The following is a 14,180-nucleotide window of genomic DNA, read 5'->3' on the forward strand; positions in this document are numbered from 1 at the left end:
GAAGGAGCCCCCCGTTTTTTTGCCTTTTTAACCGGCATCGCCCGCTAGCCTCCCGGGCAACGCCCAACCTTCGGCGCCACCGGCATAAGATCACCGGAAAATGTAAATGAAAGAAAACCACAAGAAGAACGAACCATGGAAAAATACGATCCCTATCCAATGGGCTGAGCCGGCAGTTACCTCACCAACACCACAGTCCCCCTCTCCAATTTCTGCCCCACCGCCCGCAAACTGATAATAACAACTCCACTACATAAACCCCATTCGCCTGCGCATTCCCTCCCATCCTTCCATCCCAACCCTGCTGGGGGATCGGCAGTCTCAAACACTGCGATCCCCCATCGGTTATACACCACAAAACGATACTGCACAGGCTTTCTGAAAACCATCGGTCGGAAAATATCATTCTTCCCGTCGCCGTTCGGCGTAAATCCGGAAGGCACATAAATTTCCTTTACACAAGGTTTCTCATAGATAATAATGCTCTCCGTTCCCTGACATCCTTTTTCATCGGTCACCGTCAGCGAATAGACGCCAGCCTGCTTCACGTTGATCTCTTGACCAGTCTCACCCGTCGACCAATGATAGCTGTCGAACGGTCCGCAACGCCAACACCTCCCCGCCATCATCGATGCAGATACTATCCCTCGCTTTCAGAAAATCAGACGGCAGCGGCTCGATGGTCGGAACGGTTAGCGTGTCAGACGCCGTACAGCCGAACTCGTTGGAGACCTCGACCCAATAGATACCCGCAGCGGTGATCGTATAGCTGCTTCCTGCACTCAGATCCTGCCAGGAATACGTTCGGAACGAACCCGGAGGAGACCTGTATCTGGCTATTGCTGCACAGGTTCTTGTCCGGGCCCAGATCCGGATAAGGTCTGGGGTTTACAGTCAGATAGGTGGTCAGGATCGAATCGCAGCCCAGCGTCGTTGTTAACGTGTCCCTATAGGTCCCCGACCTGTTCTTGTTTTCCCCGCCCGAAACAAAGGGTCCCCGTCGCAGATGGTCTTCGCTTGTTCGGTAAACTTTTTGGTGAGGGTAAGGTTCAGCGTGATCACGGAATCACAGCCCTCCTTGTTCGGAATGACCTGGGTATAGGTGCCGGATCGATCAAAGGTCTTGTTGTTCAGACTATAGTAGTTACAGTCCGTTATATCCAGCGAACTGCTGGTCGGATTGCCACACCGGCCCAATTTCAAGACATAGGGCGCTTCAGTCGGTGAGGTAAATGTTGTACACGTCGGGCCCGGGGTCAAAATCTACGGAGCTAAAACTACCCGTTGTATATACATTCAGCGCATCGTCTACTACCAGACGCCTGCAGAAAAGGTAATCGAACAGGGCTGCATATATAAATCCACCGTCGGAATTTAGTTTGATTATGGCGGCTGGGCCATAGCCCGGCGAAACGACGGTATGGTCGCCAGGGCCGGGATCATAGTCGACACTAGGCCCGAAAGAGCCACAGATGTATATATTGTCGTCACTATCCAGTGCGAGGTCATTGCCCCCATCGTAGGAATCCGCGCCGATCGTCTCTACCCAAATCAAATTCCCGTCCGCGGTAAGTTTGAGGATATAGCAGTCGTCGTGACTTGCACTGGCGACCGACTTGACACCGGCGCCGGGATCGAAGTCAAACGATCCGTTGAACCATCCGGTGGTGATGATATTACCCTTGCTGTCTATCTCGATCCCCCTCGAGGTCATCATCGAATAAGGATCGGTTGTCGAAGTGCTGACAAAGGCCTTGGCCCAAACGAAATCGCCGTTGGGGGGTGAGTTTCGAAACAAAGCCGTTCTGCTCGGTAGTGGATGCCAAAGTATAGCTCGCCGGTCCAGGGTCAAAATCACAAGAACCCTTAAAAGTGCCCACAGGTAAAAATATTTCCCTGTCCATCGCACCTGACGTCTATAATATCCGATCCGCTGTACACAACCGGAGAATTGCCGAATTGTTTGGCCCAGATAAGGTCTCCATTGCTATTTAACTTGACGATAAAAGCCTGAATATGGGCGGTAGAAGTGATATTGAAAGTGCCTGGCCCGGGATCGAAGTCGATCGTGTTGTTGAACAGCCCACATAGGATCACGTTATTATCCTTGTCGACCTCCAGAATGGTCGACTCGGCTCCGGTATCGCCCGGCCCGCCGAACTGTTTTACCCATACCAGGTCGCCGTTGGTATTCAATTTTATCACAAACGCATCCTGGTAGCCGGTAGGTTTCATCATCAGGACACCCGGGCCTGGGTCCATATCAGCCGGATTCATCAGTTTTGAAGCAACATAAACATTGCCGTCCCTGTCGACCTTCAGAGCAATCTCCCCAAATTCGACCAGGGTCAGGATCTGCTTAGCCCAGACAAAATTTCCATTGGCGTCGAGCTTGGAGATATAGATGCCGTAATTTTCCAGTGCGCCGCCCGTCATATCATAAACGCCGGTTCCTGGGTCCATATCGATGGTATTATTGAAATAACCGACCGAGTAAACGTTCCCCTGCGCATCTACCCCAACGTCTCTGCCATTGCTATATACGGAGGGATTGGCCATATTATGAGCCTGAAAAGCTTTAGCCCACCGGAGAACGGGCATTTGGGCAGACGCGCCCTGCAACAGCAGCAATAGCAATAAGGTATCGAAAAATTTGGGCATCGGGGTTAGGTCCTTTGTAAGGGGTGCGGCGATAAATTACCCCGAACTTTCGATATTACAAAACAAATCAATAAATATGAGATATTTGCAGTCTACCATCCATAAATGAACCTCCAACTACTAAAAGACAGCCTCCTAAAATTCTCCCCCCTATCAGACGCCGATCTTTCCGGCACTGACCAGCGTCGCCACCTACAAAGAATACCCAAAAGGCGCCGCAATTCTCAAAGAAGGCGAAGTCTGCCGCTCACTTTTACACGTCGAAACAGGCTATCTCCGAACCTGGTACAACAAGGACGGCCTCACCATCAACCTCAACTTCACCCTCGAAGGAGAATTTACCACCAACCTCCATAGCGCCAAAAGCCGGCAGCCCTCCGAATTCACCATCGAGGCCGGCGAGGACGCAGGCCTCTGGCTATTCGAAACGGATAAATTCGAGTCCAATTTCGCCCGCACCCCCGAAATAGAAAGATTCCTCAGAAAACTGCTCGTACGCATATTGCTCGTTTCCGAAGAATACAGCAACCTCTACAAAATATCGACACCCGCCGAGCGATACAAATATGTAGAACAAAACAGACCCGCCCTGCTCCGGCGTATCTCCATGTCGCAGATGGCCTCCTATATCGGCGTCAGCCGGGAGACGCTAAGCCGCATACGCGGAAAGAACATCGACAACAGATTGTGACATTTGTCACAGCCCCGAACACCAATCTTCAGGAAATTCGCCCCACAATCAATCAAATGGAACAGACTCAACAAAACACAGCCCTGCTGGTAATGGACATGCAACTGGGAATAATCGGCAATTTTGCGCAGGTTGCCCCCGAATTGATCAAGACAACTAAGAAAGCAATCGCCCACGCCCGCCAGCGAAAAATGCCCGTCATTTTCGTAACGGTCGCCTTCAGACAGGACGGACCACAGCCAACACCAAAAAACAAGGGCTTCGCCGCCGCAAAAGAAAGGTTCGCCAAAGCAGATATGAACCTATTCAATACTATTGTGCCCGAACTCGGCCGCCGCGATGACGAGCCGCAGATCACCAAACGCGCCCTCAGCGCATTCGCCGGCAGCGACCTCGAAATGGTCCTAAGGTCAAACGATATCCAGCACCTGGTACTCACCGGCATCTCCACCAACGGCGTAGTCCTGTCGACCCTGCGCGAAGCAACAGACAAGGACTATCAGCTAACCGTACTCGCCGACTGCTGTGCCGATGCCGATGAAGAAGTGCACCGCGTGCTGACCACGAAAATCTTTCCAAGACATGCTGACGTAATGACCCTAGCCGAGTGGGTCGGATAGGCCCGTGACCAGGCCGCCGGGACATCCGGCGATCGCCACGTGGTCGGACCGTCCCGCTACTCCTGACAGACAGCCGTCACCGCCTGCAGAAACCACGCCGCATGCGGCAGCCGCTGCTCCGTCCACCTCCACTCATTCCCATTATCGCTCACGCGATAGTCGATCCCTGCCCCATCCCCGTGGTCCTTCCCACCGGTGATGCGCATTGGATATCCCGCCCCGCTGCGAACCATGCCCGTAATTCGAGCTCATATATGGAACATTCCGCCGACCAAAACCATAAAGGAAACAGACGTCATAAGGATTAGCCCCCAGCATCCACGCCATCTGCCGCGACGCAAAAGAGGCCGCGCCATCAACACTGTCCCCCCTGAAAACAAGCCGCGCCCCCGAAAGCTCCGCCGTCGCCAGCGAAGCCAGCCTGGCGTTCTCGCCCTGCCACCACCAGCCGGTCTCATTCTCATGCGGAATAAAAAATCCGCTCCGAACCGAATCCCGGAAGACAAAACTCTGGCGCGCATCAACCAAACGGGTTCGCCACCTCCCCCGTAACCCGGAGATGATAGTTCAGCGCAGAACGAATCGTTGCCAGCACACCCGCCCGACGCCCCGCATCACTCTCCTTGTCCAAATACCTGCATAACGCCACCACCGGTAACCCCGCATCGGATGCATGCCAGAAAGGCCGCCGTCCATCGTCCGCCCGGAAATACCCCGCAGGCGTTAGCCGCGCGGCAAGATTCGCCGCCCGCGAACGCGCCTGGTCACGATAATAAACGCTGTCCGTTGCTATCCACAGTTCCGTCGCCCCCATCAGCGCACAATAGTCGTCGATGATATTCTCCTTCCCGTCGTCGTCATACCGGGTATTATTGACCACGAGATGCGCATAAGCCCTGCGCGCGGCATCGAGATACTGCTTCGACGTAAACACGCCGTTCTTCTTCCAGCGGGAGATCCGCGCAAGCGCTGCAACGGCCATGCCCCCACCCTCGCGGAACGCACAGGCATATTCGTCCGTCGTGACGCTGTTTGCCCGCAGCCCGACCACCCGCCGCGCCGCCGGGTCTTTTTGAAATAGCTAAATACGGTCATATAGAAATATCCTTCCGCCGACAACGAACGCACCAGATAGTCCGCGCCCCACAACGCCTCCCTCTCCAGCGAGTCGGCCAACCCCCACCGCAACAGCTGACGATGCAGCGCCTCTCCCGTATTGACCAGCGACCAGGTCACCAGCGGGATCTGCTGGGGTGACATAAAATTGGCGTAGGCCAGATGCGAGAAATACTTGCTGACATCGCCCGAGGCATCGCACCATCCGCCGCGAAGATCGACACGACGGTCGCTGCCATACAACAACAGCCTGCTGTCCGCCTCCAGCTCCACCGGCGTATTCGCCCGCTGCCGGTTGTAGTAGTGAAGGATAGCCCCGATCAAGGGACGGGCCCAGTCGCCCCCGCCAATCTCGAATTTCTCCGAGACAACACCCCCGGCCAAAACCAGCCGGTACGTTCCAGCCCGCCGCAACACCGAAAAATCAGCGGGGTAATAGACACTGTCACCCCACTCCGGAACACGCTGCGCCCCGCTGAGCTCACCGCTATAAACAACCGCTCCGGAACCCGCATCGACAAGACTAAATCCCCGCTTCTCCAGAACACCCCCCGCACTCACAACCGCGACTTTTGGAAGAGCCGCCGGATAAACGACCTGGTTGATATGGATTGCCACCCCCTGCGCCATCCCAAACACCGAAGCCAGGACCGAAACACAAACAAAAAACAATGCTTTCATTAACTAAATTTAAGCCAACTACCATTCAAATCCCCTTTCCCTCGCCTTGTCTGCGATCCTCGCGGCTGCTTCCGCATCCAGCAGCACTTCACAGTCGGGATGCGCTGCACCGCCGACGCGGGGATCTCCGTCGTCACCGGCCCCAGTATAGCTCTTTCGATGATCTCCGCCTTATGCGCACCCTTGGCTACCAGCACGATCTTCCTCGTCTGCATGATATTCTTAATACCCCGCGTAAGTCCGCCCAGCACCAGATCATCCGGCACCTTTGTCTCCCTGCGTACCCTCGCCTCGAAGTCGGGGTCCATTGGCGATACCCATGTATCGCTCTCGAAAGGCGTTCCAGGCTGATTGATTCCGATATGACCGTTGAGACCGATGCCCAGCATCTGAAGATCGGCACCGCCACGCTCCGCCAGACGCCGCTCGAACAACAGCGCCTCCGCGCCGAAATCGTCGGATAGTGTCGGCGGCATAATAAAATTCTCTTCTGCCACTCCCAGCGGACCCACCAGCTGCGTATAGATCATCGTATAACAGCTGCCCGCATACGAACGCGGCAGATTCGTCAGCTCGTCCACGTTGAACCAACTAATCCGCGACACGTCAAAAGGATAACTGGCGTGTATCTCCGACACCACCCGGTGCATCCCGATCGTCGTCTGCCCGGTGGAGAGCCCGATCACCGAATCCGGCTTCTTCAGCAGCTGCCCGATGATACGCCATGCCGCCACCCGGTCGAATTCCTTTTCGTCTTTCGTAATCGTTATTTTCATAAGTTTATCATTGGGCCCTGCGGGCCTACCAGTCTTTTAATCCCGCTTTAAAAAATTGATCGAACGCCTCCGCCGCAACCCGCCTCGTCCGTCCCGTCCAGCGACACCGTAACCACCTCTCCACCCTTTACACCCATCGACAGCACATTCAGCAGACTGTTCATCTTTACTTCCTTTGCCCCCTTTTTCATCGATATAGTCGACTGAAACTGCCTCGCCAACCTGACCAGCGCCGTGGCCGGCCTCGCATGCATGCCCTCGGGAGCAGCAATCGTATAGTCCTTTATGATCATAGCCGAAGATTTTTTCTTGCTTCTTCCTCACTGCTCTGCAGCAGGATATCTTTTATCACCGGTATCGCCGTCGCCGCCATCGAGAACTCCCGCAGCCCCATTCCCAGTAGCACCTGCACCGCCTCCGGATCACCCGCCATCTCTCCGCACATCCCGACCGGGATATCACGCAACTGCCCCTGTTCGATCACATACCGGATCAGCCGCAACACCGCCGGATGGAATGGATCATACAGCTGCTTCAGCCGCTCGTTCATCCTGTCCACGGCCAGCACATACTGACAAAGATCATTCGTCCCGATGCTGAAAAAATCGGCCTCCTTCGCCAGCAGATCGGCCGTCAGCGCAGCGAAGGCGTCTCGATCATGATCCCCAACGGAACGTCGGCATCAAAAGCCACTCCATAACCATTCAGATGCTCCTTCGCCTCCTGCAGAATGGATTTCGCCTCCCGAACCTCGTTCACGCTACTGATCATCGGCAGCAGGATCCGGCAGTTCCCAAACGCGCTGGCCCTCAGTATCGCCCTCAGCTGCGTAAGAAAAATTCTTTCCGGTCAAGACATAGCCGTATCCCCCGATACCCGAGGAATGGATTCTCTTCCTTCGGCAGCCCCAGATAAGGAAGAGGCTTATCCCCGCCGATATCTACCGTACGTATCGTTACCTCCCTTCCTTCCGCTCGCAGCATGATCGCCTTATAAAAATTGAACTGCTCTTCCTCTGTAGGAAAACTTTCCCGCTCCATAAAAAGCATTTCCGTCCGCAACAGCCCCACGCCTTCCGCTCCCAGCGCCAACGCCTGCTCCATGTCCTCCAGAGTACCGATATTCGCAAATAACTCGATCCTTATTCCGTCCTTCGTCACAGCAGGCTGGTCGTCCAGCGCTTCCAGCTGTCTAACCTCTTCGATAAACCGCTCCCTTTTAATTCGATAATCTTCAACCACCGCATTTCCCGGGTTGACCAGCACCAGCCCCTCGCCGCCGTCCAGTATCACCAGGTCACCGTCGGCAATCCCTTCCAGCACCGCTCCGCAACCCACGACAGCCGGAAGACCGCGCAGCCTTGCGATGATGGCCGTATGAGAGGTCCTTCCCCCGGCCTGCGTGGCGAACCCCGCCACCTTGCCACGATCCATACCGATCGTATCGGAGGGCGAAAGATCCTGCGCGATCACGATCATCTCCTCCCCCATCACACCAGCGTCACGGGCACTACCACCCTCCGACAGATTTCTTACTATCCGGTTGCCCGCATCCTGCACGTCCGCTCCACGCGCCCTTAAGTATTCGTCGTCCATCTCCGTAAATACCTGAACCGCCAGTTCGGTCACCACCAGTACGGCGTCCCGGGCCGTCATCTTTTCCCTCCTTACCCTCTCCAGCACATCGCTCTCCATCTGGGGATCCTGCAACAACTCCTGCTGAACCTCCAGGATGCTCCTCTCCTCTTCGGAAGCCACCGAAAAAAGCTGCCGGATCTCGCCGACGGATACCTGCACCGCCTCCCGATACCTGTCCACCTCCCGCTGCACCGCGGCCTCATCCGCCAATACCGTCCCGGTCGCCACTTCCTTGCGACGACGCAGCACAAACGCCCTGCCTATAGAAATACCCGGTGAAACTCCGATACCTTGCATAAGAAATAATTTAAGCCAGCCAGTTCAGCAAACTCCCTGCAAATCCAGGGCCAGCAAACCCAATAATAACCAGGTGGTCTTCACACCCTTCTTCACAAAATAATACACCAGAAATGTCAGTCCCAGCGGGACCGCGGCCGGGACTATCTGATCCAGTATCCCCTGTAAACCGACACCCGCTGCATCGCCAAACCGCAGCGGCGTGTGCACGCTCATCAGCGTCGCCGGCATCGCCCCCACCACCATCAACCCGAGGATCGCCGCGCCCTGTGTCAACCTGTCCATGACATTCGACTGCGACAGACGCTGTAAGAACTTCGTCCCGGTTCTGTACCCTATAAACGTCAGCTGATAGCGCAGCAGCAAATGCGGCACGTTGAACAGCAGGATAAACAAGACTACTCCTGAAACATTCCCTTTCAGCGCCAGCGACGTCCCCACACCCGCCGCGATCACCTTCAGCGTACCCCAGAACAGCGAATCGAAAACTCCCGCCAGCGGCCCCATCAGACCCAACTTCACCGAATTGATCGAGTCCGCATTAAAATCAGGGTCCTGACTATTCTGCTCCTCCATCGCCGTCGTCAGCCCCAGTATCAGCGTACACCCATAGGTGCTGGTATTGAACAACTGCAGATGCCGTTCGAGCGCCGCCGCCATATCTTCTTTTCCCGGATACAGCCTCTTCAGAACCGGCAGCATCGCAAAGGCAAACCCCGTATTCTGCCAGGTCTCGAAATTAAAGTTCGCTTCCAGCAGCATCGACCGCAGAAACATCCACCGCAGCACCCCCTTCGGCACACGACCCGCCACCACCGGAGCCTCGGCAACCTCTTCCTCCGTCTCCCTCGCGCCCCGCTGCGTTACCAGCACGGCAATAATTACCCCCAACCCTCCTATCGCTATCACCGGCAGCTTCAGATAAGCCGCCAAAAGAAACCCAAGAAAAAATACGGCGCCACCGCCTTTCGCAGCAGCAGATTCATCAGCAACGCAAACCCCAACGCCGGCAGCAGATTGCCCGCCACCTGCAAACCCGTATTCACCCACGCAGGAATATGGTCAAGCAGATCCTTCATCACCCCTGCACCCAGCCGCAGCGACAAAAACCCAACCAACGCCATCGCCACCGGCTTTAGAAAACCCGAAAAAATATGCAACGCCGCGACCCTACGATAATCCCCTTCCGCGGCATAGCGCTGAAACAACTTGTTGAACCCGCTCCGAACGACGAACAACGAGCTCAGCAGCATCTCCGCCAGTATCGATATGGGTACGGCCAGGGCCAGCGCGATCCCAACCCCCTTTCCCGAAAGAATGGCAAACGCCGTCCCCAGCACACCCCCGTCACCACGTCCGGGGGATCGCCGCCCCTACCTTGATATTGCCCATAAAGATCAGCTCCAGCGACGCGCCGATGACCACGCCCTGGTGCAGATCACCCAGCGCCCAGCCGACCAGCGGGCCCAATACCAGCGGCCTGCTGAGCAGCGTCGTCCCCAGCAGGTCTTCAGAATGGCCGAAAAAAATGATCAGCGTTATTAAAAGATAGGCCAGCATAAAGCATTTTTCTTATCCGTCGGCACCTGCCGCACTTCGAGTTCGATATCCTTATTCAACAGTTCCCGGATCAGGACGACGTCCTCTTCCGTCAGGGCAATCGCTTTCGAGACGGGCCTTGCACCCGGCTTCGACCGGATGCCGCCAAAATTGATCGACCGGACCTCCGCCACCTCCGCCGCCAGGGCATGCGCATCCTTTACCGAATCGATCAGCACCAGCATCGACTGCCCCTGGTTACGCGGGTCGTTCAGAAAGGCGATCGCCTCCCGGATGGTCTTTATGACGAGTTTGACACCCGCCGGCTTCGCCAGTCCCAGGGTCATCTTTAGAAATTCATCGGTCGCGGACCTGTCATTGGCTACCACGATGCAGCCTATATTCAGAGCGGGAGTCCAGGTGAACGCCACCTGTCCGTGTAATAGCCGGTCGTCGATCCGGATCAGTTTAAGCATCGTTATCGGATTGAGTAAGTAATGCATTGACATAGACCAGCTGCTCCCGCGCCATCCCGACCGCCTGTACCAACACCTCTTCCACCGGCGCCCCGGCATCCGCCAGCATCACCTCCATCACCAGGGCAAGTTGCACCCCGCCACTATATATACCGGCTTATCCCTGCCCGCCCTTACTACCTGGTTGGTTATGCTTCCCCCCAGCAGGTCCGTAAAGACTACCCATTCCACCCCTTCCTCTTCAAACAGCCTGGTGAGCCCCGCTTCGACAGGCTCGCTGCCGTCCACATAGGCCTCCAGCACCTGCAACCCGTCGGCGCTCCCCGCGATCAGCTCGACGGACGAGCGCATTCCCCGGCAAGGGCGCCGTGACTGACAATCAGGAATTTTCGCTTTTTGGTCATACCTGCAATTATCCGTCAAAGCCGATTCATATGCTATTTTTCAACCCCTACATTACCACTACTGCCCCTCCCGAAACATCCTTTTTTTTCTGTAGTGAGGAAGTAGGGTCCGGTAAGTTTTGTTCACAACAGTCGTCCACTAGATTTATCATCCTAACCAAAAATTTCCATAATGAGACAACTGCTGTTGACCCTGTTCATAGTCCCGGTCCTGCTGATGGCTGCCCCCCGCGTAGCCACCGCCCGGGCAGATGCCGCCCCCATTAAGGGCATAGTCCGCGATGACAACGGACAGCCGCTGGCCGGCGTAACGGTCACTATTAAGGGAAGCGCCAATGCCGTCCGCACCGATGCCGCCGGCCGCTTCTCCATCGACGCCCGCCCAGGCGAGACCCTTATCTTCTCTTATGTCGGCCATACATCAAAAGAGATCGCCCTCTCCGGCACCGCCGATCTGGCCATCGAACTCGCCGCCACCAACAAAAGCCTTAATGAGGTCGTCGTTACCGCCCTCGGCATCAAACGCTCGGAACGCTCGCTCACCTATTCGACCCAACAGATCGGCGGCAACGAGCTCCTGACGGCCAAGACCGACAATCTGATGAACTCCCTCAACGGCAAGATCGCCGGCGTCACCATCTCGCCCAGCGCCTCCGGCGTCGGCGGATCGTCAAAAGTGATCCTCCGTGGCAGCCGGTCCACCGGCGGCAATAACCAACCCCTCTATGTCATCGATGGCGTGCCGATGTCCAACAGCGGTAACCCCTTCGGCCAGCCGGGGGACAATACCTACGGCGGCAACCCCGAAGGCGGTGACGGCATTTCCAATCTCAACCCCGAAGACATCGAAAGCATGACGGTCCTTAAAGGCGCTTCAGCCGCCGCCCTGTACGGCAGCCAGGCCGCCAACGGGGTCATCGTCATCACCACCAAAAAAGGCAGGGCCGGCAAGACCACCATCTACGTCAGCTCGTCCGCGACCATCGACAAAAATGCCTATACGCCGGAATTTCAGAACAATTACGGGCAGACAAACCCCACCGCCGTCGACAGCTGGGGCGCAAAGATCTCCGGCGCACACGACAATCTCAAAGAGTTTTTTCGCACCGGCAGCAACCTCACCAACTCTGTCAGCCTTTCCGGAGGTACCGACCAGGCGCAGACCTATTTCTCCTACACCAGCACGATCGCCCGCGGGGTCGAACCGACCAACGACCTCCACCGGAATAATTTTAACTTCCACGAAACGGCCAAATTCCTCGACGACCGCCTGACCGTAGACGGTAATATCAATTACATCACTCAGAAGCTTGAGAACAGCCCCGGCATCGGGATGTACTCCAATCCGCTGACCGGCCTCTATTTTTTCCCCCGCGGAAAAGACATACTCCCCTACAAGAACGAGTTCGAACTTCCCCCGCCCCCGGCGGCAACGGCGCCACCACGGAGAACTGGCCATTCCGGGAAGACGTCCAGCAGAACCCATGGTGGGTCATCCATCGCAACACCAACGAGAACTCCCGAAACCGCATCCTCCTCAACGTCGCACTGAAATATGAATTCGCGCCCTGGTTCAACCTCCAGCTGCGCGGCAATGTCGACCGCACCTACGACGACGGCGATCAGAAATACTGGGCCGGTACGCTTCCCCCACAAGCCTCAGCCAGCGGTAACGGCAGTTGGAACGGTTTTCAGCATACCCTGCAACAGCAGTACGGCGATGTCCTCGGCAATTTTATTATTCCCGTCTCGAAAGACCTGAAGATCGACGGCGTGGCAGGCGGCAGCATCTCAGACAATATCACCAGCGGCATCGCTTTCGGCCCCGGCCCCCAGCAGGGCTACGGCCTGTTCTTTCCCAATGTCTGGACCATCCAGAACATCGAAGTCGCCCCACCCATCACCAATGGCACCAGCGGCGCCTACGGTAGCAATGTCTCGACCGACAAACCCTACCATAGCCAGATCCAGTCCGTCTTTGGCAACCTGAACATTGCCTGGAGAAACTATGCCTTTCTAACCCTGTCCGGCAGGAACGACTGGTCTTCCAACCTGGCCTTTACCGCCGACAATCACTTTTTCTATCCTTACGCCGGTCTGTCGCTTCTCATCAGCCAAATGACACAGCTCCCGGACTTCATCACCTATGCCAAGGTACGCGCCTCGTTCTCACAAGTAGGCAACACCGTTGGACAATACCAGACCGCACCGGTGAATACCACCTCGGGCAGCTCGACCATTCTCAACGGCACCGCCCCCTCCAGCCTCAAACCCGAACAAACCCGCGCGTATGAGGCCGGCATCGACCTGCGACTCTTTAATGACAATCTGAACGCCAGCTTCACCTGGTACAAGACCAATACCCGCAACCAGGATATTTCTATCGTGCCCCTGCCCGCTTCCGGCTATTCGTCCGGGAACATCAACGCCGGCAATATCCAGAACAGGGGTATCGAGTTCACCCTCGGCTACAACCTGATCAACCGGAAAGACCTTACCTGGAACACGGCCATCAACGCGTCGAAGAACGTCAACAAGGTCATCGACATCGATTCCAAAGACGGCGTTCAGCTGGTCGACCTCACACCCGGCAACAACAACTACGATACCTATGTCGCCAAAGGCGGACAGTTCGGCGACATCTATGTCCAGACGCTTCAAAAAGATGCACAGGGCAGACTGGTGCTCACTCCCGACGGCAGCGGCAACTACTATCCCGTAAAAGGCGACGGCGATCTCAATGGCTACACCAATGTCGGCAACCCCAATCCAAAATTCCAGCTGGGCTGGAACAACAGCATCCAGTACAGGAATTTCTACGTGAACTTCCTCGTCGACGGAAAGTTCGGCGGCCAGGTCGTCTCGGTCATGCAGGGCATGCTGGATTATTATGGTGTCTCGAAAGTCAGCGGCCAGGCCAGGGACAAAGGATCCGTAGCCATCAACGGCGTCGACGAGAACGGCAAATCCGTCACTCAGATCAGCCCATACAACTGGTACCGCTTCATCGGCGGACGCAACGCTACGCTTGGTGAATACGTCTACAGCGCCACGGTCGTCCGGCTTCGCGAGGCCGCCCTGGGCTACAGCCTGCCACTCAAAACCAAGGCCGTCAAACACCTTAGCCTGTCCCTGGTCGGCAGGAATCTGTTCTATTTCCATCGTACGGCCCCCTATGACCCCGAGCTCACTTCTTCCACCGGCAACGGCCTGGGCGGCGTCGACGTTTTCAACGTTCCGGCCCAGCGCAGCATCGGCCTGAAGCTAAACCTCATTTTTTAA

The 14,180-nt window shown here is 56.1% G+C and carries 18 protein-coding genes and 3 pseudogenes; 5 read left to right on the plus strand and 16 right to left on the minus strand.

The window, feature by feature from the left end; translation table 11 throughout:
- Positions 1-176 precede the first annotated feature (176 nt).
- The 4 genes from ACQ86N_RS17975 to ACQ86N_RS17990 all read right to left on the minus strand — a co-directional run bounded on the left by ACQ86N_RS17975 (position 177) and on the right by ACQ86N_RS17990 (position 2,661).
- A complete protein-coding gene (locus ACQ86N_RS17975; protein ID WP_431216346.1) occupies positions 177-629 on the minus strand; it encodes a gliding motility-associated C-terminal domain-containing protein in 453 nt (150 codons plus the stop codon).
- Between the two features lie 307 nt (positions 630-936).
- Positions 937-1,203: a hypothetical protein gene (locus ACQ86N_RS17980; protein WP_431216347.1), complete on the minus strand. Its 267-nt coding sequence runs from the start codon at positions 1,201-1,203 to the stop codon at positions 937-939.
- A 13-nt stretch (positions 1,204-1,216) separates the two neighbouring features.
- The gene (locus tag ACQ86N_RS17985; protein ID WP_431216348.1) at positions 1,217-1,798 is read right to left on the minus strand and encodes a hypothetical protein; all 582 of its coding nucleotides are present in this window, start codon (positions 1,796-1,798) and stop codon (positions 1,217-1,219) included.
- Between the two features lie 68 nt (positions 1,799-1,866).
- Complete coding sequence (locus ACQ86N_RS17990; protein ID WP_431216349.1) at positions 1,867-2,661, minus strand: hypothetical protein; 795 nt, start codon at positions 2,659-2,661, stop codon at positions 1,867-1,869.
- A 175-nt stretch (positions 2,662-2,836) separates the two neighbouring features.
- Here ACQ86N_RS17990 and ACQ86N_RS17995 point away from each other — a divergent pair.
- The 3 genes and pseudogenes from ACQ86N_RS17995 to ACQ86N_RS18005 form a co-directional block, all read left to right on the plus strand.
- Positions 2,837-3,097: pseudogene (locus ACQ86N_RS17995) on the plus strand (cyclic nucleotide-binding domain-containing protein); the annotation flags it as partial.
- Positions 3,098-3,163: 66 nt separating this feature from the next.
- Entirely contained in the window at positions 3,164-3,352 is a 189-nt protein-coding gene (locus ACQ86N_RS18000; RefSeq protein ID WP_431216350.1) for a hypothetical protein, read from the plus strand.
- A gap of 56 nt (positions 3,353-3,408) precedes the next feature.
- Complete coding sequence (locus ACQ86N_RS18005) at positions 3,409-3,972, plus strand: isochorismatase family cysteine hydrolase (RefSeq protein WP_431216351.1); 564 nt, start codon at positions 3,409-3,411, stop codon at positions 3,970-3,972.
- Between the two features lie 141 nt (positions 3,973-4,113).
- Here the strand turns inward: ACQ86N_RS18005 and ACQ86N_RS18010 are convergent, their stop codons facing one another.
- From ACQ86N_RS18010 to ACQ86N_RS18065, 12 genes and pseudogenes are all read right to left on the minus strand, one after another.
- On the minus strand, positions 4,114-4,500 hold the full coding sequence (locus ACQ86N_RS18010) for a hypothetical protein (protein ID WP_431216352.1): 387 nt from the start codon (positions 4,498-4,500) through the stop codon (positions 4,114-4,116).
- A complete protein-coding gene (locus tag ACQ86N_RS18015) occupies positions 4,493-4,852 on the minus strand; it encodes a hypothetical protein (protein WP_431216353.1) in 360 nt (119 codons plus the stop codon). Before ACQ86N_RS18015 ends, ACQ86N_RS18010 begins: the two co-directional genes overlap by 8 nt.
- Positions 4,786-5,769: a cellulase N-terminal Ig-like domain-containing protein gene (locus tag ACQ86N_RS18020; RefSeq protein WP_431216354.1), complete on the minus strand. Its 984-nt coding sequence runs from the start codon at positions 5,767-5,769 to the stop codon at positions 4,786-4,788. The genes ACQ86N_RS18015 and ACQ86N_RS18020 overlap by 67 nt, the downstream gene beginning before the upstream one ends.
- Positions 5,769-6,545, minus strand: a complete 777-nt coding sequence (locus ACQ86N_RS18025) for a 6-phosphogluconolactonase (protein WP_431216355.1) — start codon at positions 6,543-6,545, stop codon at positions 5,769-5,771. The genes ACQ86N_RS18020 and ACQ86N_RS18025 overlap by 1 nt, the downstream gene beginning before the upstream one ends.
- Positions 6,546-6,592: 47 nt before the next feature.
- Positions 6,593-6,838: an HPr family phosphocarrier protein gene (locus tag ACQ86N_RS18030; protein ID WP_431216356.1), complete on the minus strand. Its 246-nt coding sequence runs from the start codon at positions 6,836-6,838 to the stop codon at positions 6,593-6,595.
- Positions 6,835-8,479, minus strand: a pseudogene (gene ptsP / locus ACQ86N_RS18035) (phosphoenolpyruvate--protein phosphotransferase). The gene ACQ86N_RS18030 and the pseudogene ptsP overlap by 4 nt, the downstream one beginning before the upstream one ends.
- A gap of 24 nt (positions 8,480-8,503) precedes the next feature.
- On the minus strand, positions 8,504-9,412 hold the full coding sequence (locus ACQ86N_RS18040; RefSeq protein WP_431216357.1) for a PTS system mannose/fructose/sorbose family transporter subunit IID: 909 nt from the start codon (positions 9,410-9,412) through the stop codon (positions 8,504-8,506).
- A complete protein-coding gene (locus ACQ86N_RS18045; RefSeq protein WP_431216358.1) occupies positions 9,397-9,819 on the minus strand; it encodes a PTS sugar transporter subunit IIC in 423 nt (140 codons plus the stop codon). Before ACQ86N_RS18045 ends, ACQ86N_RS18040 begins: the two co-directional genes overlap by 16 nt.
- Positions 9,820-9,826: 7 nt before the next feature.
- Positions 9,827-10,039: a PTS sugar transporter subunit IIC gene (locus ACQ86N_RS18050; protein WP_431216359.1), complete on the minus strand. Its 213-nt coding sequence runs from the start codon at positions 10,037-10,039 to the stop codon at positions 9,827-9,829.
- The gene (locus ACQ86N_RS18055; RefSeq protein ID WP_431216360.1) at positions 10,021-10,494 is read right to left on the minus strand and encodes a PTS sugar transporter subunit IIB; all 474 of its coding nucleotides are present in this window, start codon (positions 10,492-10,494) and stop codon (positions 10,021-10,023) included. Before ACQ86N_RS18055 ends, ACQ86N_RS18050 begins: the two co-directional genes overlap by 19 nt.
- The gene (locus ACQ86N_RS18060; protein ID WP_431216361.1) at positions 10,487-10,612 is read right to left on the minus strand and encodes a hypothetical protein; all 126 of its coding nucleotides are present in this window, start codon (positions 10,610-10,612) and stop codon (positions 10,487-10,489) included. The genes ACQ86N_RS18055 and ACQ86N_RS18060 overlap by 8 nt, the downstream gene beginning before the upstream one ends.
- Positions 10,612-10,845 (minus strand): hypothetical protein, encoded by a 234-nt coding sequence (locus tag ACQ86N_RS18065; RefSeq protein WP_431216362.1) that lies wholly within the window; start codon positions 10,843-10,845, stop codon positions 10,612-10,614. Before ACQ86N_RS18065 ends, ACQ86N_RS18060 begins: the two co-directional genes overlap by 1 nt.
- 270 nt (positions 10,846-11,115) lie before the next feature.
- On the opposite strand from ACQ86N_RS18065, the gene ACQ86N_RS18070 reads away from it, so the two are divergent.
- Both ACQ86N_RS18070 and ACQ86N_RS18075 read left to right on the plus strand, forming a co-directional pair.
- Complete coding sequence (locus tag ACQ86N_RS18070; RefSeq protein ID WP_431217463.1) at positions 11,116-12,450, plus strand: TonB-dependent receptor plug domain-containing protein; 1,335 nt, start codon at positions 11,116-11,118, stop codon at positions 12,448-12,450.
- Positions 12,387-14,180 (plus strand): annotated as a pseudogene (locus tag ACQ86N_RS18075) (TonB-dependent receptor domain-containing protein); the annotation flags it as partial. The gene ACQ86N_RS18070 and the pseudogene ACQ86N_RS18075, both read left to right, overlap by 64 nt.

This window comes from Puia sp. P3 (assembly GCF_050632245.1).
Taxonomy (GTDB): Bacteria; Bacteroidota; Bacteroidia; order Chitinophagales; family Chitinophagaceae; genus Puia.